This is a genomic window from Kribbella sp. NPDC002412 (assembly GCF_053592935.1).
In genome coordinates this window covers 20,638-42,208 of sequence record NZ_JBSFBL010000042.1, presented here as the reverse complement: position 1 = coordinate 42,208, position 21,571 = coordinate 20,638, and the positions used below count along the sequence as shown (strand labels likewise).

24 protein-coding genes are annotated in these 21,571 nt (G+C 69.7%); 15 read left to right on the top strand and 9 right to left on the bottom strand.

Annotated features, from left to right (window positions below; genetic code table 11):
• Position 1 precedes the first annotated feature (1 nt).
• Positions 2–1,252 carry an RNA polymerase sigma factor gene (locus tag ACWCOV_RS29150; protein ID WP_449832516.1) on the top strand — a complete coding sequence of 417 codons (1,251 nt, stop codon included), beginning with the start codon at positions 2–4 and terminating at the stop codon, positions 1,250–1,252.
• An 8-nt stretch (positions 1,253–1,260) separates the two neighbouring features.
• Here ACWCOV_RS29150 and ACWCOV_RS29145 read toward each other — a convergent pair whose 3' ends face one another.
• Complete coding sequence (locus tag ACWCOV_RS29145; RefSeq protein WP_449832515.1) at positions 1,261–2,739, bottom strand: MFS transporter; 1,479 nt, start codon at positions 2,737–2,739, stop codon at positions 1,261–1,263.
• Entirely contained in the window at positions 2,736–3,152 is a 417-nt protein-coding gene (locus tag ACWCOV_RS29140) for an alpha/beta hydrolase (protein ID WP_449832514.1), read from the bottom strand. The genes ACWCOV_RS29145 and ACWCOV_RS29140 overlap by 4 nt, the downstream gene beginning before the upstream one ends.
• Before the next feature lie 110 nt (positions 3,153–3,262).
• Between ACWCOV_RS29140 and ACWCOV_RS29135 the strand changes: the two genes are divergently transcribed.
• The gene (locus ACWCOV_RS29135; RefSeq protein WP_449832513.1) at positions 3,263–4,504 is read left to right on the top strand and encodes an alpha/beta hydrolase fold domain-containing protein; all 1,242 of its coding nucleotides are present in this window, start codon (positions 3,263–3,265) and stop codon (positions 4,502–4,504) included.
• On the opposite strand, the gene ACWCOV_RS29130 is transcribed toward ACWCOV_RS29135, so the two are convergent.
• On the bottom strand, positions 4,440–5,513 hold the full coding sequence (locus ACWCOV_RS29130) for a methyltransferase domain-containing protein (RefSeq protein ID WP_449832512.1): 1,074 nt from the start codon (positions 5,511–5,513) through the stop codon (positions 4,440–4,442). The genes ACWCOV_RS29135 and ACWCOV_RS29130 overlap by 65 nt on opposite strands.
• Before the next feature lie 63 nt (positions 5,514–5,576).
• Between ACWCOV_RS29130 and ACWCOV_RS29125 the strand changes: the two genes are divergently transcribed.
• The 9 genes from ACWCOV_RS29125 to ACWCOV_RS29085 all read left to right on the top strand — a co-directional run bounded on the left by ACWCOV_RS29125 (position 5,577) and on the right by ACWCOV_RS29085 (position 12,759).
• Positions 5,577–6,878 carry an acyl-CoA dehydrogenase family protein gene (locus ACWCOV_RS29125; protein WP_449832511.1) on the top strand — a complete coding sequence of 434 codons (1,302 nt, stop codon included), beginning with the start codon at positions 5,577–5,579 and terminating at the stop codon, positions 6,876–6,878.
• Positions 6,878–8,086, top strand: a complete 1,209-nt coding sequence (locus ACWCOV_RS29120) for an acyl-CoA dehydrogenase family protein (protein WP_449832510.1) — start codon at positions 6,878–6,880, stop codon at positions 8,084–8,086. Before ACWCOV_RS29125 ends, ACWCOV_RS29120 begins: the two co-directional genes overlap by 1 nt.
• A gap of 125 nt (positions 8,087–8,211) precedes the next feature.
• Positions 8,212–8,946 carry a GAF and ANTAR domain-containing protein gene (locus ACWCOV_RS29115; protein WP_449832509.1) on the top strand — a complete coding sequence of 245 codons (735 nt, stop codon included), beginning with the start codon at positions 8,212–8,214 and terminating at the stop codon, positions 8,944–8,946.
• A gap of 131 nt (positions 8,947–9,077) precedes the next feature.
• Positions 9,078–9,809 (top strand): GAF and ANTAR domain-containing protein, encoded by a 732-nt coding sequence (locus tag ACWCOV_RS29110; RefSeq protein WP_449832508.1) that lies wholly within the window; start codon positions 9,078–9,080, stop codon positions 9,807–9,809.
• 48 nt (positions 9,810–9,857) lie between these two features.
• Entirely contained in the window at positions 9,858–10,577 is a 720-nt protein-coding gene (locus tag ACWCOV_RS29105) for a GAF and ANTAR domain-containing protein (protein WP_449832507.1), read from the top strand.
• Between the two features lie 167 nt (positions 10,578–10,744).
• Entirely contained in the window at positions 10,745–11,023 is a 279-nt protein-coding gene (locus tag ACWCOV_RS29100; RefSeq protein WP_449832506.1) for a hypothetical protein, read from the top strand.
• An 89-nt stretch (positions 11,024–11,112) separates the two neighbouring features.
• Positions 11,113–11,310, top strand: coding sequence for a hypothetical protein (locus ACWCOV_RS29095; RefSeq protein ID WP_449832505.1), 198 nt, complete (start codon positions 11,113–11,115; stop codon positions 11,308–11,310).
• A gap of 76 nt (positions 11,311–11,386) precedes the next feature.
• Complete coding sequence (locus tag ACWCOV_RS29090; RefSeq protein ID WP_449832504.1) at positions 11,387–11,608, top strand: DUF7218 family protein; 222 nt, start codon at positions 11,387–11,389, stop codon at positions 11,606–11,608.
• Between the two features lie 56 nt (positions 11,609–11,664).
• Positions 11,665–12,759, top strand: coding sequence for a carboxylate-amine ligase (locus ACWCOV_RS29085; RefSeq protein ID WP_449832503.1), 1,095 nt, complete (start codon positions 11,665–11,667; stop codon positions 12,757–12,759).
• Here the strand turns inward: ACWCOV_RS29085 and ACWCOV_RS29080 are convergent.
• The gene (locus tag ACWCOV_RS29080; protein WP_449832502.1) at positions 12,749–12,970 is read right to left on the bottom strand and encodes a CDGSH iron-sulfur domain-containing protein; all 222 of its coding nucleotides are present in this window, start codon (positions 12,968–12,970) and stop codon (positions 12,749–12,751) included. The two genes, ACWCOV_RS29085 and ACWCOV_RS29080, sit on opposite strands and share 11 nt — an antisense overlap.
• A gap of 39 nt (positions 12,971–13,009) precedes the next feature.
• Here ACWCOV_RS29080 and ACWCOV_RS29075 point away from each other — a divergent pair, with 39 nt between their 5' ends.
• Positions 13,010–13,984 (top strand): iron-containing redox enzyme family protein, encoded by a 975-nt coding sequence (locus ACWCOV_RS29075; RefSeq protein ID WP_449832501.1) that lies wholly within the window; start codon positions 13,010–13,012, stop codon positions 13,982–13,984.
• A 6-nt stretch (positions 13,985–13,990) separates the two neighbouring features.
• On the opposite strand, the gene ACWCOV_RS29070 is transcribed toward ACWCOV_RS29075, so the two are convergent.
• From ACWCOV_RS29070 to ACWCOV_RS29055, 4 genes are all read right to left on the bottom strand, one after another.
• Positions 13,991–14,173, bottom strand: coding sequence for a hypothetical protein (locus tag ACWCOV_RS29070; RefSeq protein ID WP_449832500.1), 183 nt, complete (start codon positions 14,171–14,173; stop codon positions 13,991–13,993).
• 1 nt (position 14,174) lies between these two features.
• Positions 14,175–15,860, bottom strand: a complete 1,686-nt coding sequence (locus tag ACWCOV_RS29065; protein ID WP_449832499.1) for a glycoside hydrolase family 13 protein — start codon at positions 15,858–15,860, stop codon at positions 14,175–14,177.
• Between the two features lie 117 nt (positions 15,861–15,977).
• Positions 15,978–16,628, bottom strand: a complete 651-nt coding sequence (locus tag ACWCOV_RS29060; protein ID WP_449832498.1) for a response regulator — start codon at positions 16,626–16,628, stop codon at positions 15,978–15,980.
• Positions 16,625–16,999 carry a response regulator gene (locus ACWCOV_RS29055; RefSeq protein WP_449832497.1) on the bottom strand — a complete coding sequence of 125 codons (375 nt, stop codon included), beginning with the start codon at positions 16,997–16,999 and terminating at the stop codon, positions 16,625–16,627. The genes ACWCOV_RS29060 and ACWCOV_RS29055 overlap by 4 nt, the downstream gene beginning before the upstream one ends.
• Before the next feature lie 154 nt (positions 17,000–17,153).
• On the opposite strand from ACWCOV_RS29055, the gene ACWCOV_RS29050 reads away from it, so the two are divergent.
• From ACWCOV_RS29050 to ACWCOV_RS29040, 3 genes are all read left to right on the top strand, one after another.
• On the top strand, positions 17,154–18,347 hold the full coding sequence (locus tag ACWCOV_RS29050; RefSeq protein ID WP_449832496.1) for an FIST signal transduction protein: 1,194 nt from the start codon (positions 17,154–17,156) through the stop codon (positions 18,345–18,347).
• Position 18,348: 1 nt separating this feature from the next.
• Positions 18,349–19,911 (top strand): GAF domain-containing sensor histidine kinase, encoded by a 1,563-nt coding sequence (locus ACWCOV_RS29045; RefSeq protein WP_449832495.1) that lies wholly within the window; start codon positions 18,349–18,351, stop codon positions 19,909–19,911.
• 119 nt (positions 19,912–20,030) lie between these two features.
• The gene (locus tag ACWCOV_RS29040; RefSeq protein WP_449832494.1) at positions 20,031–20,270 is read left to right on the top strand and encodes a hypothetical protein; all 240 of its coding nucleotides are present in this window, start codon (positions 20,031–20,033) and stop codon (positions 20,268–20,270) included.
• On the opposite strand, the gene ACWCOV_RS29035 is transcribed toward ACWCOV_RS29040, so the two are convergent.
• Positions 20,260–21,570: a glycoside hydrolase family 32 protein gene (locus ACWCOV_RS29035; RefSeq protein WP_449832493.1), complete on the bottom strand. Its 1,311-nt coding sequence runs from the start codon at positions 21,568–21,570 to the stop codon at positions 20,260–20,262. The two genes, ACWCOV_RS29040 and ACWCOV_RS29035, sit on opposite strands and share 11 nt — an antisense overlap.
• Position 21,571: the final 1 nt, after the last annotated feature.

Genomic DNA, 21,571 nt, shown 5'->3' with positions numbered 1-21,571 from the left:
CATGGCTGGTGTCGAGGAGTTGCTGCGGGAGCTGGCTCCGCAGGTGCTGGGGTTCCTGGCTCGGCGGCACGGGCAGTTCGACCTGTGCGAGGACGCCGTACAGGAGGCTTTGCTGGCGGCTGCGACGCAGTGGCCGGTCGATGGGGTGCCGGCCAATCCGCGCGGTTGGCTGATCACGGTCGCCACCCGGCGGCTGACCGACCAGTTCCGCAGCGAGAACGCTCGGCGGCGCCGGGAGGACACCGTCGCGGCGATGGCCGGGCCGGAGGAGCTCGTTGCCCCAGGCGCCGATGTGGACGCGCCGCCGGACGCCGACGACACGCTCACGCTGCTCTTCCTGTGTTGTCATCCGGCTGTCACGCCGGCCTCGCAGGTCGCGCTGACGCTGCGTGCGGTCGGTGGTCTGACGACAGCCGAGATCGCCCGCGCGTTCATGGTGCCGGAGGCAACGATGGCGCCGCGGATCAGCCGGGCGAAGAAGAGCATCAAGGCGGCCGGCAGCCGGTTCGCGATGCCGCCGGAGGAGGAGCGGGCCGACCGGCTGCGCGTCGTCCTGCAGGTGCTGTACCTGATCTTCAACGAGGGCTACACGGCCAGCTCGGGGGAGGCGTTGCAGCGGGTCGAGCTGACCGCCGAGGCGATTCGGCTGACCCGGATGCTGCACGACTCGCTGCCCGGCGACGGCGAGGTGGCGGGCCTGCTGGCGTTGATGCTGCTGACGGACTCCCGCCGTACGGCGCGGACGACGGCCGACGGCGGTCTGATCCCGATCGACGAGCAGGACCGGAGCCGCTGGGACCGCAAGCAGATCGAGGAGGGTGTCGCGCTGATCCTGGAGACGCTGGCCCGGGGTGAGGTCGGTCCTTACCAGGTGCAGGCGGCGATCGCGGCGGTGCATGCCGAGGCGCCGAGCGCCGAGGAGACCGACTGGCGGGAGATCCTCGGGCTCTACGTGCTGCTGGAGAGGCTCGCGCCGAACCCGATGGTCACGCTGAACCGCGCGATCGCCCTGGCTCAGGTCGAGGGCCCGCAAGCTGGTCTCGACCTGCTGGCCACCCTGGACGACGACAAGAACGTCACCGAGACCCACCGGTTGGACGCCGTCCGGGCGCACCTCTACGAACGGGCAGGGTCGCCGGCGAAGGCGCGAGAGCACTACCTGGCCGCCGCCCGCCGTACCACCAGCCTCCCCGAACAGCGCTACCTGAACGCGAAGGCCGCCGGCATCTCGTCCGAGACGACCGGCGGCTGACGCGGAGGTCACACTGACTCGGTGACCTTGTCCTCGGCGGGAGCCGCCTTCAGGGCGACCGCGGCCAGTAGTGCGCAGGCGAGGAAGGCGACGGCGCCGACGACAGCGACGACGTTCAGGCCACTGACGAACGCCGTCTTCGCGGCCACCGCCAGGTCGGAACCGAGTTGATGGGCGGCGCCGACACTCTCCGTTGCCTGCCGGGCGATGTCGTCAGGCAGCGTGGCCGGCAGGTCGAGTTGCCTGCGGTAGACCACCGTCCCCAGGCTGCCGAGCAGCGCGACTCCCAGGGCGACACCGCCTTCGCCGCTGGTCTCGGCCAGTGAGGCCACCGACCCGGCCCGCTCCGGCGGAGCCGCGGCCAGCATGAGGTTCATCGTGAGAGCCATCGGCATCCCGATGCCGAACGAGGTCAGGGTCAGGCCGGTGACCAGGAGGGCCAGTCCACCGCCGGTGACCACCACGAGGCCGGCCGCGGAGATCGCCAGGCCGATCGCGGCCGTCGTCGACGTCGGCAGCCGTTGCGCGATCCGCGGCGCCAGCGACAGGCCGAGGATCATCGCCACGCTCTGCGGCAGCAACCAGAGCCCGGCCTGGAACGGAGTCAGTTCCTCGACGACCTGAAGGAAGAGCGCGGCCTGGAGCGAGATCCCCGCCATCACCACACCGGCAGCGACGGAGATCCCGAGGGCGGCGCTGAACCTCGCCGTCCGGAACAGCTGCAGGTCGAGCAACGGATGCTCCAGCTGTTGCTGGCGCCGGATGAAGCCGATGCCGATCAGCAGGCCGGCCAGGACGGCAGCGACCGGAGCGGTTGCCCAGCCGTGGCGGGCCAGTTCCTTGAGTCCCCAGATCACCGGCAGGATCGTTGCCAGCGACAACCCCACACTGAGCGGATCGAGTTTGCCGGCCGCCGTGTCCCGGTACTCCGGGAGCAGCAGCGGACCCGCGATCAGAAGCAGCAGCATCACCGGTACGCCGAGCAGGAACGCCGAACCCCACCAGAACCGCTCGAGCAGCAACCCGCCGACCACCGGGCCGATCAGCATGCCGACCATGAAGCAGCTGAACCACAGGCCGATCGCCTGGGCGAGCTGGGCGGGGTCGTGGAACATGTTGCGGATCAACGCCATCGTCGACGGCATCAAGGTCGCCCCGGCGACGCCGAGCAGCGCCCGGCTGGCGATCAGCATCTCGGGGCTGGTCGAGTACGCCGCGAGGACCGACGCCACCGTGAACGCGGCGCCGCCGATCAGCAGCAGCTTCCGCCGCCCGATCCGGTCGCCGAGTGTTCCCATCGTGACCAGGAACCCGGCCAGCAGGAACGAGTAGATGTCCAGGATCCACAGCTGCTCGGTGCTGTCCGCACCGAGATCGGCGCTCAGACTGGGCAGGGCCAGGTAGAGCACGCTCACGTCGAGCGACAGCAACAGCGTCGGGAGGGCGAGGACCGCCAGGCCCGTCCACTCTCGTTTGGTCGCCTTCATCGGTTCGTCCCTTCAAGAGTCGTGATCAGGTCGGGCATCAGCACCAGGTCGGGCCAGCCCTCGTCGGCCGCGAGCTGGGTCACCGCGGCCGCGACCCGGGCGCCGTCGCCGGCGCCGGTGACCAGCAGGCGGGCGGGATCGGCCTGCAGCTCGACGGCATGGTCCGCGGCCCAGCCGACGATCGCCTTGGCGTCGGCGACGGCGTCGTCGTACTGCGGGCTGGTCGGGCCGGCGAGGATCACCAGTCCGCCTCGCCGGCACAGCTGCCGGCACGCGGTGTCCGGATCGCCGGCGCCGGGGAAGAACACCAGCAGCGGCGGGCTCGTGCCGCTCGCCGGCGGCCAGTAGACCCGGGCCCAGATCGGCCCGCTGCTTCCGCGGAGCTGAACCGCGGCACTTCGTACGGTCGTCATGGCTCACACGCTGGCACCGCCGGCGCATCGGAGGGAAAGGCCGATCGCGCATGACGGTGGTGCGTCATCGGCATCACCATCGGATGCCGATCCGGGCCAGAATGAACGGCATGAGTGACAGCGGGCGTGGCGAGGGCACAGCCGACGTACTGGCGATGCCGCAGACTCCGGATGCGATCGAGCTCCGGCACCTGCGGGCATTCGTCGCGGTCGCCGAGGAGCTCAACTTCGGCCGGGCGGCCACCCGGCTGTACCTGTCACAGCCCGCGTTGAGCCGGCAGATCCGCGCGCTCGAGCGGCTCCTCGGTTGCGAGCTGCTCCGGCGCTCGACCCACCGGGTGGAGCTCACCCTCGCCGGGGAGGCGTTTCTCGACCGCGCCCGGACCCTGCTCGGCGACCTGGACAGCGCGATCGCGACCACCCGCTCGGTGGGCGGCGAGCTGAGCAACCGGGTGAACCGGATGTGGGCGCCGCTGGCCGAGGAGGGTTTCGAAGGGGAGCTCGGCCGGATGCGGGCGGCGTACGAGGGGCTGCTCGCGCAGGTGGAGCCGCCGGCCGACGTCCCGGTCGTGCCGGTGACCGCCGGAGGTGTTCCGTCCTTGCAGGTGGGTGGTGCGCCGTCGGTGCTGCTGCTCCACGGAGGCGGGTTCGTGCTCGGATCGGCGTACGGCTACCGGGCGCTGGCCGGGGCACTGGCGGTCAGCACGAGTTCCGGCGTACTGGTGCCGGACTACCGGCTGGCCCCTGAGCATCCCTTCCCGGCAGCTGTGGACGACGCCCGCAGCGCGTATCTCTGGATGCTGGACCAAGGAGTCGCTCCGGACGAGCTGGTCGTCGCCGGGGACTCGTCGGGTGGCGGCCTGGTGATGTCGCTCCTGCTTCTGCTGCGCGAGCAGGGCCTGCCGCTGCCGGCCGGCGCCGTACTGCTCTGCCCGGGGCTGAACGTGGCCGCGATCCTGGACGGCAGCTCACCGCTCGCCACGCAGGATCAGTTCCAGACGATGGCTCGCGTCACGTCCTGGTACGTCGGTGGGCATCCGCTGGACGATCCGCTGCTGAGCCCGTTGAACGCCGACCTGCACGGCCTGCCGCCGTTGCTGGTCCAGTCGGCCACCGGCGATCCGGTCGGGGACGACATGCGCCGGCTGGTCGAGCAGGCGGAGAAGTGTGGTGTCGAGGTGGTGGCCGAGCTGTACCCGGCCGACACGCACGTGTTCCAGCTGTTCTGGTCGTTCCTGCCCGAGGCGCAGCAGGCGATGACCCGGATCGGCGAGTTCGCCGCGTCGATCAGGGGATCAGCAGGTAGAAGCGCAGGTAGTCGTCCTGGATCGGAAGGGTCTGGACGTCGCTGAAGCCCGCTTCGGTGGTGTAGCGGCGGAGGGTCGACGGGCGCATGACCGCTCCCGTTGCCGCGGTCTCCGGGTCGCCCATTGCGTCGGGGAGGCAAGACAGGACGCTCCAGCTGTAGTGGTAGCGCTCGACTTCGGAGGCGGGGGCGGTGAACTCGTCCTCGACGAGTTCGTCGACGATCAGGGCGGTCCCGTCGGCGGCCAGCATCTCGCGGACGCCCTGCAGCGCCTCGACCGGGCGCGACATGTCGTGCACGGCCTCGATGATCGTGACCAGGTCGTAGCCGGGTGTCTGCTTCAGTTCGGCGGCGTCCACGACGGAGAAGGTGACCCGGTCGGCGACACCGGCTTCCTCCGCGTGCTCGCGCGCGGCGGCGACGGCGTCCTCGTCGAGGTCGTACCCGTCGACGGTGACTCGGGGATAGGCCTGAGCGATGGCGATCGCCGCCCAGCCCGTGCCACAGGCCACGTCGGCCAGCCGGGCCGGCGGATCGGACCGCAGCCTTTGGTCGAGCTGCGGGATCGCGGGTAGCCAGGACTTGGCCAGCAGGTTGAGAAACAGCGGCCGGTTCCATTCCGCTCGGCCTTCCGGCTCCCAGGGGAGGGGAGGTGGCGCGTCACCGGTCCGGAAGGCCTCGACCAGCTCGGGCAGCCGTCGTCCGGCGCGGGCGATCTCCACACCCTGGTGAGCCTGGTAGCGAACGTCGTCCGGATCCGCCAGGACTGGTACGAACGCGGGCGGCAGGCTGAACCGTCGTACGGCGGCTTCCGCAGTCGTGTCGTCGACGTCGAGCAGTCCGCTGGCGGCCTGGTGCTCGAGCCACTCGCGGATGTAGCGCTCCGCGGTGCCGGTCCGCTCGGCCAGCTCGGTCGAGTTCGCGGGTCCGTGCTCGGCGAGTGCCCGGTACAGGCCGAGGCGTTCGCCGAGGTAGACCGTGTAGATCTCCAGGGCCGCGCCGGCGTTCCGGAGCAGCCGATCGGCCAGTGCTTGGGCGTCGTCCGTCGTACCCATGAGGGGATCGTAGTGGCCTGAGTCACGTGACCTCAGTTGTAACTTCGGTTTACAGTGGCGGGTATGAGTGTTCTGGTGAAGAGCCGGCGCGACGCCATCGGAGTCGGGGTGGCGCTGCTGAACCGGCTGGCCAACTCGCGGGCCATCGACCGGCTCGGGTTGCGGAAGCCGGCCGAGCGGGCGGTGTTCGAGGCAACCAAAACCGGTTTCCGGACGGCCGGCGCACTGTCCCGCCGGTTCACCGCCGTGTCGAAGCAGGCCAAGTCGTCCCGGCTGCCGGCCGCTCGCGGCACCGGGCGGTTCGACCTGACACCGACCGAGGACCAGCAGATGGTCGTCGAGGTTGTGCGTGAGTTCGCGGCCGAGGTGCTGCGTCCGGCGGCCGCCGCCGCGGACACGGCCTGCGCGACCGATCCTCAGGTGCTCTCGTCGTCCGCGGACCTCGGCTTGAGTCTCATCGAAGTGCCCGAGGAGCTCGGTGGCATCGTCACCGAGCGGTCCGCGATGACCGGCGTACTGGTGGCCGAGGCGATGGCCCACGGCGACCTGGGTCAGGCGGTTGCGTGCCTGGCGCCGGCGGCGGTGAGTACGGCGATCTCGCTGTGGGGTGACGAGACGCAGCAGGCGACGTACCTGCCTGCGTTCACCGGGCCGTCGGCGCCGGCGGCCGCGCTGGCGATTCTCGAACCACGGCCGTTGTTCGATCCGTTCGCGTTGCAGACGACGTTCTCTGGTGGGCGGCTGAACGGGGTGAAGTCGTTGGTGCCGCGGGGCGCCGAGGCAGAGCTGTTCGTGATCGCGGCTGCGTTGGAGTCCGGTCGGCCCGGGTTGTTCCTGGTGGAGTCGGATCATCCTGGGGTGACGATCGAGGCCGAGCCGTCGATGGGATTGCGGGCGGCGTCGCTCAGCCGGGTGATTCTGCAGGACGTTCCGGCTGTGCAGCTGGGGACTGTCGACGACTATGCCGAGTGCGTGCGGCTGTCGCGACTTGGGTGGTGCGCGTTGTCGCTCGGTACGGCGCGGGCGGTGCTCGACTACGTCACGCCGTACGTGAACTCGCGCGTTGCCTTCGGTGAGCCGATCAGCCATCGGCAGTCGGTGGCGTTCATGGTCGCGAACATCGGGATCGAGCTGGAGGGCATGCGGCTGGTGACGTATCGGGCCGGATCGCGTGCGGAACAAGGGCTTCCGTTCGCGCGCGAGGTCGCGCTCGCGCGGCGGTTGTGCACCGACAAGGGCATGCAGATCGGGACGGACGGCGTGCAGCTGCTCGGCGGGCACGGGTTCGTCAAGGAGCATCCGGTGGAGCGGTGGTACCGCGACCTCCGGGCCATCGGTGTCATGGAAGGCGCGGTGCTGGTCTGATGATCAACCTCGAGATTCCCCGCAAGTTCCGGACCTTCGTCAACCAGGCGCACCAGGTCGCGGCGGAGATGCTGCGGCCGAACTCGCGCAAGTACGACCTGGCCGAGCACGCCTACCCAGTCGAGCTGGACATGCTGGCCGCGATGGTCGACGGACTGGGTGCCTCGGGCACCGGTTCGGGGGCCGGCGCTTCCGGCGTACGGCGGGCTGCTGAGGCGGCCGACGGTGTCGTGAACGGGTCGAACCTGTCGTCGGTGCTGTCGATCATGGAGATGTGCTGGGGTGACGTCGGACTGCTGCTGTCGATGCCGCGGCAGGGACTCGGCAACTCGGCGATCGCCTCGGTCGCGTCGGACGAGCAGCTCCGGCGCTTCGAGGGTGTCTGGGCCGGGATGGCGATCACCGAGCCCGAGTGCGGCTCCGACTCGGCCGGCATCCGCACGACGGCCCGGCTCGACGGCGACTCCTACGTCCTGAACGGCGAGAAGATCTTCGTCACCGCCGGCGGTCGCTGCGACGCGGTCGTGGTGTGGGCGACGCTGGACAAGTCCCTCGGCCGCGCTGCGATCAAGTCGTTCGTCGTACCGAAGGACACCCCCGGGATGACGGTCGAACGCCTCGAGCACAAGCTCGGCATCCGCGCCTCCGACACCGCGACCATTCGCTTCGAGGACTGCCGGGTGCCTGCGGCCAACCTGCTCGGCTCACCCGACATCGACACCGGCAAGGGCTTCGCCGGCGTCATGCAGACCTTCGACAACACCCGCCCGCTGGTCGCCGCGATGGCCGTCGGGGTGGCCCGGGCGTCGCTGGAGCTCACCCGTTCGATGCTGTCCGAGGCCGGTGTCGAGGTCGACTACGACCGCCCTGTCCACCTGCAGCCGGCCGCGGCAGCGACGTACCTGACCCTGGAAGCCGACTGGGAAGCCGCCTACCTGCTCACCCTCCAGGCGGCCTGGATGGCCGACAACGCCCAGCCCAACTCCCTCCAAGCCTCCATGGCCAAAGCCAAGGCCGGTCGCACCGCCAACGACATCACCCTCCGCTGTGTCGAACTGACCGGCACCCTCGGCTACTCCGAACACCACCTCCTGGAAAAGTGGTCCCGAGACTCCAAGATTCTGGACATCTTCGAAGGAACGCAGCAGATCCAGCAGCTGATCGTGGCCCGGAGGTTGCTCCGGAAGACGTCCGCGGAGCTGAAATAGTGGTCTGTTTGTTCGGGGCGCAGCGGTTGTGTCCGGAGCGGAGTAGAGTCGTAGCAAGTTTCAGATTGGTTTGATTTGCTGCCCCAGACCCGGTGGCCGTCACTGTGAAGTCGGGGTGGTGCGCAATGTCTGTTCTCTTCGCTCCGAAGGACGCCGGCCGGGCGGCGATGCTGGCCACCTTGGCCGGGGAACTGTACGCTGCCCCGGATCTCGGCACGCTGCTGGAACGGGCCGTCGAGTTCGCGGCTCCTGCCGTCGGCTGTGATTGCGCCGGCGTCATCCTGTGGCCGGGGCACGGCCTGGAAGAGCGCCACTCGGCCGGGTCGGACTGGCGGGCCGTGCAGGCCGACCAGCTGCAGCAGTGGGTCGACGACGGACCGGGTACGTCGCCCCTGACTGCCGACATCGTGACAGCCGACGACACCGCTTCCGATGCCCAGTGGCCGCGGTGGGGGCCGCTGGTCGCGGCGGAGCTCGGTCTGCACAGCGTGCTGAGCGTCGCGCTACCAGGCCATCAGCATCGGCTCGGAGTGCTCAACCTCTACGCCACCCGGCCCGCTGTCTTCACGATCGCGGATCACGCGCTGGTCAGGCCGCTGGCCGTCCATATCGCGCTCGCGGTGACCGTGACGACGACCGCCGGCACCCTCGAGCGGGCGATTGCGTCGCGCACCCGGATCGGGCAGGCCACCGGAGTCCTGATGGAGCGGTTCGGCCTCGACGAGGCTGATGCCTTCGCGATGCTCAAACGTCGTTCCCAGGACCAGAACATCGCGCTGCGAAGCGTCGCGGCGAGCCTGCTGGCAGAGCGGCAACTGCCCCAGTCGCGCCGCCCTCCCCTCGAGTGCCGGCAGCAGTGACTCGGCTGGAGCAACGGTGCGCCGTGTGGACAACCTGGTTGGGCAGTGGGCACAGTGGGATCGCGACGTCAGGCCGGAGCATCCGCGCCAAGCTTGCAAGGCGCGCGAGCGACGTCTGAGGTGACCTGACAGTGGCATCCCCACGAGTGCGTCAGATCCTCTACGAGGTCGTCACCAGTCCTCCTGGCGACACCAGCAGCACCGATCAGGTACTGAGCAGACTCTGCGCGGCCTCGACCGCGGCACTGGCGGTCGACGGTGCAGCCGTGGCGCTGATAACTGCGGACGGCCACGCCGGGCTGCTGGCTGCCAGCGACGCCCCGGCCGCCGCGATGGAGGACCTGCAGCACACGGTCGGCGAGGGTCCGTGCCTGGATGCTTCCCGCAGTGGCTCGCCGGTTCTGCAGCCCGACCTGGCCCGGACCGGGATGGCGCGCTGGCCCGGTTTCACCCCATCCGCCGCCGATGCCGGGATCGCCGCGGTGTTCGCCTTCCCGCTGAACGTCGGCGCGATTCAGCTCGGCGTTCTCGATCTCTACCGCACCACCGTGGGACCGTTGGACGCCCTGGACCTCGCCGAGGCCCTCGACTTCGCGGCGGCCGCCACCATCATCCTGCTCGACCTCCAGCAGGAGGCCCCGGCCGGTCAGTTGCATCCGCTCCTGGCCGAAGCGACCGAAGGCCACCGCGAAATCCATCAGGCCACCGGCATGATCTCGGTGCAGGCCGCCGTCGGACTCACCGAGGCGCTGCTCCTGCTGCGAGCCCATGCGTACGCCGCCGAACGGCCGCTGATCGACATCGCACGAGATGTCGTCCGCAGGCACCTGACCTTCCAGCCCCAAGGTGATCATGATGAGTAGAGACGGCTGTGCGGAGTCCCAGCAAGCAGTCCGGAGAGGAGCCAGGTCATGACCAGGGAAGAACGCCTCGCGCGAGTGTTCGTCGAGCTAGCCGACACACTGGTCGACGACTTCGATGTCGTGGACCTCCTGCACCGGCTGTGTGACCGCAGCGTCGAGCTGTTGCAGGCCGACGCCGCCGGACTCATCCTGGCCGATCAACGTGGCCGGTTGCACGTGATGGCCTCCACCACGGAGGAAGCCCGGCTGCTAGAACTGTTCGTGTTGCAGAACGACGAGGGCCCGTGCCTCGACTGCTACCACACCGGGAAGCAGGTCGTGAACATCGACCTCGACGAGGTCGAGGAGCGGTGGCCCCGGTTCCACCACGTCACCACCACGGCGGGCTACCGGTCGACCCATGCCCTGCCGTTGCGGTTGCGGGGCCGGACCCTCGGCGTACTGAACCTGTTCTGTGTCAACCGCACCACCCTGAGCCAGGACGACCTCAGCTTGGGCCAGGCGCTGTGCGACATCGCCACCGTGGGGCTCTTGCACGAACGCGCCATCCGCGAGAACGAGATGCTGGCCGAGCAGCTCCAGAGCGCCCTCAACACTCGCGTCCTGATCGAACAGGCCAAAGGTGTCCTCGCCGCGAGAGCAGGTATCGGCCTGGAGGAAGCCTTCGCCCGGATGCGCGATCACGCGCGCAACAGTCACCAGCACCTGCGCGCCATCGCGACTGGAGTCATCGATGGCACGGTGTCCCCAAGCGATCTCAAGCCGTAGCAGCCGACCCGCCGCAGCGACGGCGGCGGGCCGCGAATGCAGCCCAGCCCATCGGGGTACCAAATTGCCAGCGGTGCTCGACCGCAGTAGCAACCCGATCGACCACGCCACGTTGCCCCGGACCCGGCAACCTGCTACTAGGTGACGACGGCTCCAGAGGTGATTTCATGGCCACAGCGACAACCTCCGTACGACTGCCGAGAGCGCGAGCGAAGACCGCAACGTCGGGTCGCGCCTATGGTGGCCCGGCCCACGGGTACTGCTGGCCCATCGACGACGAGATGCCACCAGAAGCGCTCGACATCGCTCCCGGTCACCCGCCGTACCGGCTGATCCACCACCCGTGGACCCACCAGCCGGCCAAAGACCACCTCGGCAACTACCTGTACATGCCCGTCGGCGCCTGCGCCGCCGGCCACCCACCCCCCAACGGCCGCTGCAACTGACCCAGCACGGTAGGCGGGGGCGGATTACGGCGGCGGCGGTGGGGTACCGGCCGGTGCCCGTGGCAACCTCATCGGCGAAGGAGCACGTGATGACCGAGACGACGTCGAGCCGCCACAGTGGGCGGGAGTGGACTGCCGAGGATCTGGAGCAGTTGCGTGAGCTGGCCGGGGGACACACCCCGGTGGGCGTGATGAGTGTCCGGCTCAGCCGGACCGAGGACGCGATCAGGTCGAAGGCGGAGACGGAGGGCATCACGCTGGCCCCGCCGAACCGAGCCGTGAGCTGACGCGACCTCCGGACGCATGACGCCGGGTTTCTCCTGGGTACCGGGCGCGCGTCAGCGTTCCTGTGAGGAGGTAGACATGCCCGGGAAGTCGGCGAACGTCAAGAACGAGAAGCAGTACGAGGCTCTGAAGGACAAAGGGATGTCCAAGGAGCGCGCCGCGAAGATCTCCAACGCCTCGAAGTCGAGCAAGCACGGCGGCCAGCAGAGCGGCAAGGGCGGCGACAGCAAGCAAGGCGGCACCACGGCTCAGAAGAAGAAGGCCGGCCGCAAGGGCGGAAAGGCAGCAAGCCGGAGCTGACGCCGTTCTGGAGCAGGGTGGGGTTCGGGAAGGCAGGTGCCGGACAGGAGGCCCGGGTGGCCAATGCCGAGTCGATCGATGCCGGTCAGCTTCGGTCGTTGTTCGCCGGCACCGTGGCCGGGACCGTCGGGTTCGAAGAGGAGCTGCTGCTGGTACGCCGGGGGACCTGGCTGCCGGCGGAGGTCGCGGATGTCGTCGACCGCATCGGCGATCCTCGGGTGAAGCCGGAGTTGCCGGCCTGCCAGCTCGAGATCGCGACGTCAGTCCACCGGGACGTAGCGGATGCGATCGAGGAGCTGCGGTCGTGCCGAAAGCTCATCGCCGGTGCCTGTGGCGAGGATCTCGCCGCGATCGCAGCGCCCGTGCACCCGCTCCTCGACGGGCCGGCCACACTGGCCCCGACGACGCGGGCGGCCGGGCTGGGAGCTCGCTACCGCGAGGTCATCGGTCGGCAGCTGGTCTCCTCGTTGCAAGTGCACTTGGCCTTCGGTGACGCCGACTGCACGCTAGGCGTCTACCACGCGCTGCGGAACCGCCTCCCGGAGCTGGCCGCGTTGGCCGGCGCCGCACCATTCGCAGCCGGACGCGACACCGGTCTCTGCTCGGTGCGTCCGGTGGTTGCCGCCCAGCTGCCCCGCCAGGGCGTGCCGCCGATCATCAGCTCCTGGGAGCAATTCGCCGACGACCTCGCCTGGGCGGTGCGGGGTGGTGCCATGTCCGGCGCGTCGGAATGGTGGTGGGAGCTCCGGCCGCATGTCCGCTACGGCACGCTCGAGCTGCGGGTTCTCGACGTACAGGCGACCGTCGCCAGGAGCAGTGCGGTCGCCCGGCTGGTGCACGCGCTGGCTGCCCGCCTCGCCGAGCTGCACTACGCCGGCGAGCTCGAACCGCCGGCGCCGTCGTGGCGGATCGCGGAGAACCGGTGGATGGCCCTCCGCGACGGTGTCCGGGGCGAGCTCCTCGACCTCCGCACCGGCGAGACCCGATCCACCCGCCGCTGCCTGCACGACCTCGTCGAGGCGGCCGAGCCCTACGCGCCGGGAGACCTGGACGACGTACGGGCGATGGTCGCGGACCCGCCGGTGGAGCACCTCCGGGCGCTCGGTCCCGAGCGCGTGGTCCCGTGGCTCGCGGACGTCTTCACCGCTTGAGGAACGCGTGCGTGCCATCGCAGAACGGCGCGATCGCGGTGCGTCCGCAGCGGCACAGGGCGATGGTACGGCGCTGGGCCGGCATCGGCTCGCCGTCCTCGTCCAGCAGCAGAAAGTCACCGCGGACCAGGATCGGGCCGTCCGGATAGGCGCGGATCTCGGTCGCGCTGTCGTTCTTCGGCGTCATGAACAGGCGGTACCCACCACTCATGCGATTCAGGACCGTTATCCACCGGGTACCGGGGCGCGCATGCAGCTACCACCACCGCGTGGGCCGCTCAGCGCCTGGCTGAACGACCGGCTCACCGGAGAAGACAATGCAACGCCTGCGGTCGCGACGTCCGGTCAGCCGTTCGACGACGATCTCCAGCTCGCCCTTTGGGTCGCTTACGAACTGCAGTACCGCGGTTTCGACGGCGTACGCCCCGATCACCAGTGGGATCCGGTCGTCATCGCGTTCCGTACCCGGCTGGAGCGGCCGTGGATCGACTGGCTGGAAGCCAACTGCCGGATCCTGCCGACCGATGCACCGGTCGCACAGCAGTTGCGCGCCGTGCTCGACGCCGATGACGGTCCGCGACTGGCGCCGTACCTGCGTCGGCACGCCACGAAGGAGCAGTTCCGCCAGTTCGTCCTGAACCGGTCGGTCTACCAGCTCAAGGAGGCCGACCCGCACAGCTTCGGCATCCCGCGCCTGGACGGCGCTGCCAAGGCGGCGCTGGTCGAGATCCAGTCCGACGAGTACGGCGGCGGTCGCCCGGAACGGATGCATTCCGAGCTGTTCCGTACGACGATGCGCTGGCTCGACCTCGACGACAGCTACGGCCACTACGTCCCGGAGGTGCCGGCGACCACCTTGGCGGTGTCGAACGTGATGTCGCTGTTCGCCGTCCACCACCGCTGGACGGCCGCGCTCCTCGGGCACCTGGCAGCGCTCGAGATGACCTCCACGCTTCCCAATCGCCAGTACGCCGCTGGAGCCGCAAGACTCGGCGCCTCCGCGGAACAGGCGCGCTACTTCACGGAGCATGTCGAAGCCGACGCTGTCCACGAGCAGATCGCCGCCCACGATCTCTGCGGCAGCTACGTGCAACAACATCCCGACGCGATCGCCGACGTACTGTTCGGCGCCCGCTGCTCGCTGGTGGTGGACAACCTTTGGGCAGAACAGCTGCTGACCGACTGGCAGGCGTACGCACGAGCCGCCGAACCAACCGCGGGTTGAGTTCGCTTAGTCGGTACCGTCGCCGGCGACCCCGCCATCCACGCCGCTCCGCGTGTCCTCACCGGGTAGAGGATCGCGAGCGGCGGCCTGTTTGGCGCGGAGGATGTCGGGGTCGCGGGGGTCGAGGGGGAGCTCGTCGTAGTGGCGGCGCCTGACTCGGGTGGGCTTGGTGATCCGGATCTGGCGCATGTCAGGCCTCCTGTGGAGCGGCAGGCCTGGCGCCGAGCTGCGGAGGAGGGGACTCAAGACGCCAGGCCCGCCGGTCTGGTGGGGTCGACGGCGCCAGCAGGTACCACGCGGCGCTGTTCGGCGGGAGTTTGTCGCCGGCTTCCTGGTGGCTGGCGAGCAGTAGCTCGCCGTCGGCCGGAAGCGCGACGACGCGGGAGGAGCAGTTGACGACGCAGCAGAAGCCGTCACCGCGGGTGAAGGCGAGGACGCCGGGCTCGGTCGGCAGCCAACTGAAGTGGCCGGCGGCCAGGGTGGGGAGCCGCCGGCGCAGGGCAAGGGCCTCGCGGTAGAGGTGCAGCATCGACTCGCCGGAGCTCAGCTGCCGGTCCACGGCGTGATCAGCGAACCAGTCCGGCTGCGGCAACCAGGAAGGTGCAGAAGAGAAGCCGAGGCCGGGCTGGTCCGCGCTCCAGGGCAGCGGGACGCGGCAACCGTCCCGTCCACGCCGTACGCCGTTGCTGCGGTGGAACATCGGGTCGACCAGGACCTCCACCGGCAGGTCGGTGACCTCGGGCAGGCCGAGCTCCTCGCCTTGGTAGAGGTACGCCGATCCCGGCAGCGCGAGCATCAGCAAGGCGCTCGCCCGCGCCCGGCTCGTCCCGAGGTCGACGTCGCCGGTGTCGAGTCCGGGAGCGCCGCCGCCGTACCGGGTGACCGAGCGGGGCATGTCGTGGTTGTTCAGCACCCAGGCGACCGCGGAGCCGGAGTCGTGGATCGTGCCCAGTCCGCGGTCCACGACGTCGTACAGGACCTGGTCGTTCCAGTACGCACGGAGGAACTCGAAGTAGAAGGTCTGGTGGAGTTCGCCGGGGCGTTGATAGCGGGCGAGCTGCTGCGGGTCGAGTACGCCGACCTCGCCGATCAGCACGCGTTCGCGGCCGGTCCGGGCGGAGTACTCGTCGGTGATCGCGCGCCAGCGGCGCCACACGTCGTGCACCTCGGGCTGGTTCCACGCGTGCGGGTTGACCGGGTCGCCGGTGAGCTCGTCGTCGGCGGCGTACTCGTGGTCAGGCAGGCTGTCGGCCTTGTGCAGGCCATGCGCGACGTCGATCCGGATGCCGTCCACGCCCCGGTCGAGCCAGAACCGCAGGACCTGGTCGAAGTACGCCGGCACGTCCGGGTGCCGCCAGTCGAAGTCGGCCTGCTCGGGGGCGAAGCTGTGCAGGTACCACTGGCCGTCGGCGACCTGCTCCCACGCGGGTCCGCCGAAGATCGACCGCCAGTTGTTCGGCTGGTCGGCGAAGTGGAACCGGGCGCGCTCCGGACTGCCCGGACCGGCCTGGAGAGCGGCCTTGAACCAGGGGTGCTCGGTCGAGCAGTGGTTCGGGACGATGTCGGTGAGAACCTTGAGGCCGAGCCGGTGCGCGTCCCGGACCAGCCGGTCGAAGCTCTCGAGCGTGCCGTAGTCCGGGTCCACGGTGAAGTAGTCGACGACGTCGTACCCGTGGTCGTGCTGGGGTGAGGGGTAGAACGGGTTGAGCCACAGCCCGTCGACGCCGAGGCTGCGCAGGTAGGGGAGCCGGGCCCGGACGCCTTCCAGGTCGCCGATGCCGTCACCGTCGGAGTCGGCGAAGCTGCGCAGGTATACCTGGTAGATGACCGCGCTGCGCCACCAGTCGGCTCCCTGCTGGGTGCTTGCGGTGAACATGGCGATCGGTCCCTTGGCTGCCGGTGATCCTGCAGCAACCATCCCGCTCCGGACCGCCTCGGTCTGCACCGCCAGCGCCCAAGCCGGATACCGGCTAGCCGGAATCTCTACGGCGGGCTAGCGGGTCTCGAGGTAGGTGATCACGGCAAGCACCCGGCGGTGGTCGTCACCGGTCTCGGGCAGCGCGAGCTTGGCGAGGATGTGCCGGACGTGCTTTTCCACTGTTGCCTCGGTCACCCACAGGCGCCGGGCGATGCCGGCGTTCGACCGGCCCTCCGCCATCAGCGCGAGCACCTCGTGCTCCCGCGGGCTGAGCTCGGCGAGCGGGTCGTTCTGCCGGCGGGCACTCACCAGCTCCTGCACCAGCGCCGGGTCCATCACCGAGCCACCGCGGACGATCCGCCCCAGCGTCTCGAGGAAGTCGCCGACGTCGGTCACGCGGCTCTTCAGCAGGTACCCGATCCGCTGGCCGGACGCGAGCAGCTCCATCGCGTGCTCGACCTCCGCGTGCGCCGACAGCACCAGGATCCCGGTCGCCGGGAACTCGCGGCGGATCTCCCGTGCGGCGTCGAGCCCTTCGGTGCTGTTCGTCGGCGGCATCCGGATGTCCAGCACGACCAGGTCTGGCGTCACGTCCCGCACCAGCGGCAGGATCCACGCGCTGTCGCCGGTCTGCCCGACGACCTCGAACCCGGACCGCTCGAGCAGGCTGGCCAGCCCCTCCCGCAGCAGGACGTCGTCCTCGGCCAGCAGCACCCGGGTGGTCATCCCTCCACGGTAGCGTCGAGGATCCGCCGTACGGCGGCAGCGGACAGACCCGACTTGGGCAGGTACGCCGCGACCGGGACCCCCCGGATCAGCTCCGCGACGTCGTCCTCGGCATCAGCCGAGATCAGGATCACCCGCGCGTGGTCGACGCTCGTCTCGCGCTGCATCCGCCGGGCCAGCTCCAGGCCGCTCTCGCTGCCGAGGTTCACGTCGACCAGTACGACGTCCGGCGCGGCGTCGTCCACCTCCCGCAAGGCCTGCTCGATGGTCGAGGCGACACCGACGACGGAGACCCCGTCACGTTCGAGGAGGGTCTGGGCAGCATCGAGGAAGTGGATGCTGTCGTCAACAATGTAGCAGCGCAACGCCATGCCCCCAGCATCACGCGATCGGCTTAGTCACGCATTCCGGCTACCCGGACCTTTCGGCGCTGCCGGCTACAGCGAGTGGCGGTCCGACGGCGGCGCGAGACGGACTATCCACGTCATTGAGCAGTGCGTGACCCTCTTGTAGCGTCAGTTTCAAGTGGCGCTGCTCCTCGAGGTGGTGACCGGCATGGAGCCTGCGCGGTGGCTGGCAGTGGGGTACGCCCAGGGGCTCGACAAGCGGGCCGGGGCGCGTGCGGTGGACGACGCCCTGGTCCGGGACGACGCCAAGCTGCTGATCGTCTTCTGCTCCCAGTCGCTCGACCTGCACGGCCTGCTCGCGGACATCAGGCAGCGGGCGCCCGGCGTACCGCTGATCGGGTGCACGACGGCGGGCGAGATCGCGGCGTCCGGGCCGAGCGAGGCCAGCATCGTCGTGACGGCCTTCGGCGGCGACGGGTTCGCGGTCGAGACCGCGGCCGCCACCGAGGTTTCGCGCGACTTACGCGAGGCGGGCGCGACGGTGGCTCGCTGCCTGCCCGTGCGCGAGGACCTCCCGCACAAGATCCTGATCCTGCTCAGCGACGGCCTGGCCGGTGACCAGCAGGAGATCGTCCGCGGCGCGTACGGCGTACTCGGCGCAGCAGTTCCCCTGGTGGGCGGCTGCGCGGGCGACGACCTGCGGATGACGCAGACCCATCAGTTGTACGACGACCGCGTGCTGACCGACTCGGTCGTCGCGGCCGGCCTCGCCTCGGATGCGCCTTTCGGTATCGGCGTACGGCATGGTTGGCGCCGGGTCGGCGAGCCGATGCTGGTGACCGCGAGTTCCGCCAACCGGGTCTACACGCTCGACGATCTCCCGGCGCTGGACGTGTATCTGAAGCACCTGGGCCTCGATCCGTCGACCAGCAGCGACCAGAGCTGGCTGGCGCGGCTCGCGCTGACCCATCCGCTGGGCCTCGGGCGGCCGAGCGGGGAGGACGAGGTGCGGTTGATCAGCGGCGGCGACTTCGTCGAGCGGTCGCTGTCCTGCATGGCAGAGGTTCCGCAGGGCGCGCTGGTCTGGATCATGGAGGGTGACGAGACATCGGTGCTGGAGGCAACCGATGCGGCGTGCGGCGATTCACTGGCCGCGCTCGACGGACGCCGGCCGCTCGGCGTGATCGCGTTCGACTGCATCGCCCGGCGCGGGGTGCTGGGCGACGCCGGGATCCGGGCCGAGATCGACCGGCTCGCCACGGTGACGGCGGGGGCGCCGGTCGCGGGGTTCTACACGTACGGCGAGATCGCCCGGACGCGCGGCCTGCGCGGGTTCCACAACCAGACGCTGGTCGTTCTCTCAGTCGGCTGAGATGGACGCCTCGGCCTGGTCGACACAGCAGCTCGCCGAGTTCGTCGCGGTGGTCTCGACCGCGCGCAGCGAGGCCGAGGCCGTGCAGGTCGCCGTCGAGCGCGCGGCGGAGGCGCTGGACGCCGAGGTGGCGGCGATCGTGTCCGGCGACGGGTTGGTCGCCGCCGTCGGGTATCCGGAGGGCGCGGTCCCGGTGGGCGACATCGAAGCTGTCCGGCCGGGGAGCTCGCGGCAGCTCGACGTACCGGGTGCGGGGATGTGCCAGGCTTCGTCGGCGTTCCTCGAGCATCCGCCGGGATCGACGTTGGTGGTGGCGCGGCACGAGGACCTCACCCGCGAGGAGACCGGGCTCATGCGTGGCATGGCCCGGGTCACCGCGATCACGATGCGGATGCTGCGCGTCCTGGACGACGAGCGCGCTGCCCGGGCGGAGGTCGAGCGGCTCGCCCGCGAACAGGCTGCGCTGCGGCACGTGGCCACGTTGGTCGCGACCGGTGCGTCTCCGGGTGAAATCTTCGCTGCGGTCACCGCGGAGGTCGGGCAGTTGCTGGGTGCGGACTTCACCGAGCTGACTCGGTTCGTGCCGAACGAGGCGAAGACGGTGGTCGCCGCGTGGAGTGCGAACGGCCGGCCGGTCCCGCTGGTCGGACCGAAGCAGCTCGGCGGACGCAACCTGTCGACGCTGATCCATCGGACACATCGGCCGGAGCGGCTCGAGTACGACGAGCGCAGTACGCCGGCACCGGCTATCACCGGCATGGTTCGGATCCGGTCCGCGGTCGGCGTACCGATCATCGTGCAAGGGGAGCTGTGGGGAGTGATCGCGGTCGGGTCGGCGGGTGACAAGCCGGCGCCGTCCGACACCGAGTCCCGGCTCGCCGACTTCACCGAGCTGGTGGCGACCGCGATCGCCAACGCCGGGGCGCAGACCGAGCTGAAGGCGTCCCGCGCGCGGATCGTCGCCAGCGCCGACGAGGCCCGGCGCCGGATCGAGCGCGATCTGCACGACGGCGCCCAGCAGCGGCTCGTCACTCTGGCACTGCGACTCCAAGCTGCTCAGGAAGCTGTGCCGGTCGAGCTCGAGCAGGTGTCCGAGCACCTGAACCGGGTGGCCGCGGACCTGTCGACGGCTCTCGACGAGCTGCGCGAGATCGCCCGCGGCATTCACCCGACGATCCTTGCCGAGGGCGGACTCGCTCCCGCGCTGCGGACGCTGGCCCGGCGATCGCCGGTTCCGGTCGACCTCGCCGTACGGACGAACGGGCGGTTGCCCGCGCGGATCGAGGTGACCGCGTACTACGTGGTGTCGGAAGCGCTGACGAATGCGGCCAAGCATGCGAACGCCGCCGCGGTCACCGTCCAGGTCGATGCCGAGGACGGCATCGTCCGGCTCACGATCAGCGACGACGGCATCGGGGGAGCGGATCCCAGCCGCGGCACTGGCCTCGTCGGTCTGAAGGACAGGGTCGAAGCCGCCGACGGCAAGCTGAACATCACCAGCCGACCTGACCAAGGAACTCACCTCGTCGCCGATCTTCCGCTGAACCCGGCTCTTGGCATCTGATGGGCTGACAAGGAGGTGAGTGCGGTGCCGGTTGCGGAGAAGCTGGTGCTGCCCGACGGGTACGGGCGGACCACGAAGAAGCTGAGCTGGGAGAGCGTGCGGTGCGGGCCGATCCGCACGTGACGATCCACTTGCCGGATCCGTGGCAGGTCGTGGTGGTGGAGGGCGTCGTCCGCGTCACCAGTGCGTCGCCGGAGCTGGCTCAGCGCCTCGCCGATGTCGCGAACGTGAAGTACGCCGAGTACGGGATGAAACAGGATGCCAGCGCGTACTCCGAGCCGGCCGCCGTCCATCCGCGGCGGGTGATCTCCTGGTCGACGTTCCCGAAGGACGCGACCAGGTCCACGTTCACTGACTGACGAGGGGCCAGATCGACGCCAGGTGGTGGATTTCGAGGGTCTGCAGCTTCAGTTCGCCGTCGGTGGTGAGGCGGAGGGCGTCGCCGGGTTCGACGTTGTGGCAGGCGTAGTAGGCGCCGTCGGCGGCGAAGACGGCCAGTTGGCCGCGATCGATGAGGAGGCGGAGCTTCAGTGTGCCGTCGGTGGTCAGTGGTACGCCGTCCAGCTGGCTCGACGCGATGTCATAGGTCAGGTCGACGCCGGGGCGGATGTGGAAGGTGAAGGTGGTCGCGGTCGTCTCGGTGAGGTCGAAGGTCGCTTCCACGTCGACGGTTTCGGCGGGTTCGTCGATGGGCGTCGTCGGCGTGACCAGGGTGGGTCCTAGCGTCGTCGTCGTACGGCGGAGGACCTTGATCTCCTCGACCGGTTCGCTGTGGATGCGTGGGCCTTCGGGAGTGGCGACCAGGCGTTGCTCGACCGGGAAGCTGGCGTTGCCGGTCCAGGTCGAGCCGCGGTTCTCGCCCTGCCAGGCCATCGTGACCACGCGGCCGCCGGGCAGGTTGTCGAAGGACTGCGCCGCGTAGTACGGGCCGGCGGCTCCTCCGGGGTTGGCCGTGACCGTCTGTGGGGTTGTTGATGATGCGATGAAGCGCTGACCGTCGAAGTCGCCGACGAGGTAGGAGCCGCGGCCGTCCCGCAGTACCCAGATGACTTCGCCGTCCAGGGTCATCGGCGTGAAGTCCGGGCACTCGAAGAACCAGTCGGCGGCCAACCGGCTGGTCCGTTCCCAGTCGCGCAGGTTCGGCGAGACGAAGAAGTCGACGCCGTAGCCCTCGTTGTCGGACCAGACCGCCATCACCCAGCGCTCGCTCGGCGGGTGCCAGACCACCTTCGGGTCGCGGCTCTCGTGACCGCTCGGCTGAGCGATCACGCGGCCTTCGTCGTACGGCGTGAACGTCATGCCGCCGTCGAGGCTGTAGAACACGCGGACGCCCTGGGTGCCGGTGAACACCAGGATCGGGTCGTTGTCGCCGTCCTGGAGACCAGAGGTGTTGTGTACGTCGACCACGCCGCCGCCCGACCACAGCTCGCCAGGGTGGACAGCGGGATCGAGTGCGTTGGGCTGTTGTGTCCAGTGGACCAGGTCGGGGCTGGTCGCGTGGCCCCAATGCATGGTGTCCCAGACCAGGCTGTTCGGGGCGTGCTGGAAGTAGAAGTGGTACGTGCCGCGGTAGTGGAGCAGTCCGTTCGGGTCGTTCATCCACCCGCGCCGCGGGCTGAAGTGGAACTGGCCGCGGTTGCTCTCCTGGTAGTCGGTCAAG

Bases quoted from the DNA above. Each gene is read 5' to 3' on its own strand.
- ACWCOV_RS29150 (WP_449832516.1), top strand. From the start codon at position 2: ATGGCTGGTGTCGAGGAGTTGCTGCGGGAGCTGGCTCCGCAGGTGCTG.
- ACWCOV_RS29145 (WP_449832515.1), bottom strand. From the start codon at position 2,739: ATGAAGGCGACCAAACGAGAGTGGACGGGCCTGGCGGTCCTCGCCCTC.
- ACWCOV_RS29140 (WP_449832514.1), bottom strand. From the start codon at position 3,152: ATGACGACCGTACGAAGTGCCGCGGTTCAGCTCCGCGGAAGCAGCGGG.
- ACWCOV_RS29135 (WP_449832513.1), top strand. From the start codon at position 3,263: ATGAGTGACAGCGGGCGTGGCGAGGGCACAGCCGACGTACTGGCGATG.
- ACWCOV_RS29130 (WP_449832512.1), bottom strand. From the start codon at position 5,513: ATGGGTACGACGGACGACGCCCAAGCACTGGCCGATCGGCTGCTCCGG.
- ACWCOV_RS29125 (WP_449832511.1), top strand. From the start codon at position 5,577: ATGAGTGTTCTGGTGAAGAGCCGGCGCGACGCCATCGGAGTCGGGGTG.
- ACWCOV_RS29120 (WP_449832510.1), top strand. From the start codon at position 6,878: ATGATCAACCTCGAGATTCCCCGCAAGTTCCGGACCTTCGTCAACCAG.
- ACWCOV_RS29115 (WP_449832509.1), top strand. From the start codon at position 8,212: ATGTCTGTTCTCTTCGCTCCGAAGGACGCCGGCCGGGCGGCGATGCTG.
- ACWCOV_RS29105 (WP_449832507.1), top strand. From the start codon at position 9,858: ATGACCAGGGAAGAACGCCTCGCGCGAGTGTTCGTCGAGCTAGCCGAC.
- ACWCOV_RS29100 (WP_449832506.1), top strand. From the start codon at position 10,745: ATGGCCACAGCGACAACCTCCGTACGACTGCCGAGAGCGCGAGCGAAG.
- ACWCOV_RS29095 (WP_449832505.1), top strand. From the start codon at position 11,113: ATGACCGAGACGACGTCGAGCCGCCACAGTGGGCGGGAGTGGACTGCC.
- ACWCOV_RS29090 (WP_449832504.1), top strand. From the start codon at position 11,387: ATGCCCGGGAAGTCGGCGAACGTCAAGAACGAGAAGCAGTACGAGGCT.
- ACWCOV_RS29080 (WP_449832502.1), bottom strand. From the start codon at position 12,970: ATGAGTGGTGGGTACCGCCTGTTCATGACGCCGAAGAACGACAGCGCG.
- ACWCOV_RS29075 (WP_449832501.1), top strand. From the start codon at position 13,010: ATGCAGCTACCACCACCGCGTGGGCCGCTCAGCGCCTGGCTGAACGAC.
- ACWCOV_RS29070 (WP_449832500.1), bottom strand. From the start codon at position 14,173: ATGCGCCAGATCCGGATCACCAAGCCCACCCGAGTCAGGCGCCGCCAC.
- ACWCOV_RS29065 (WP_449832499.1), bottom strand. From the start codon at position 15,860: ATGTTCACCGCAAGCACCCAGCAGGGAGCCGACTGGTGGCGCAGCGCG.
- ACWCOV_RS29060 (WP_449832498.1), bottom strand. From the start codon at position 16,628: ATGACCACCCGGGTGCTGCTGGCCGAGGACGACGTCCTGCTGCGGGAG.
- ACWCOV_RS29055 (WP_449832497.1), bottom strand. From the start codon at position 16,999: ATGGCGTTGCGCTGCTACATTGTTGACGACAGCATCCACTTCCTCGAT.
- ACWCOV_RS29045 (WP_449832495.1), top strand. From the start codon at position 18,349: ATGGACGCCTCGGCCTGGTCGACACAGCAGCTCGCCGAGTTCGTCGCG.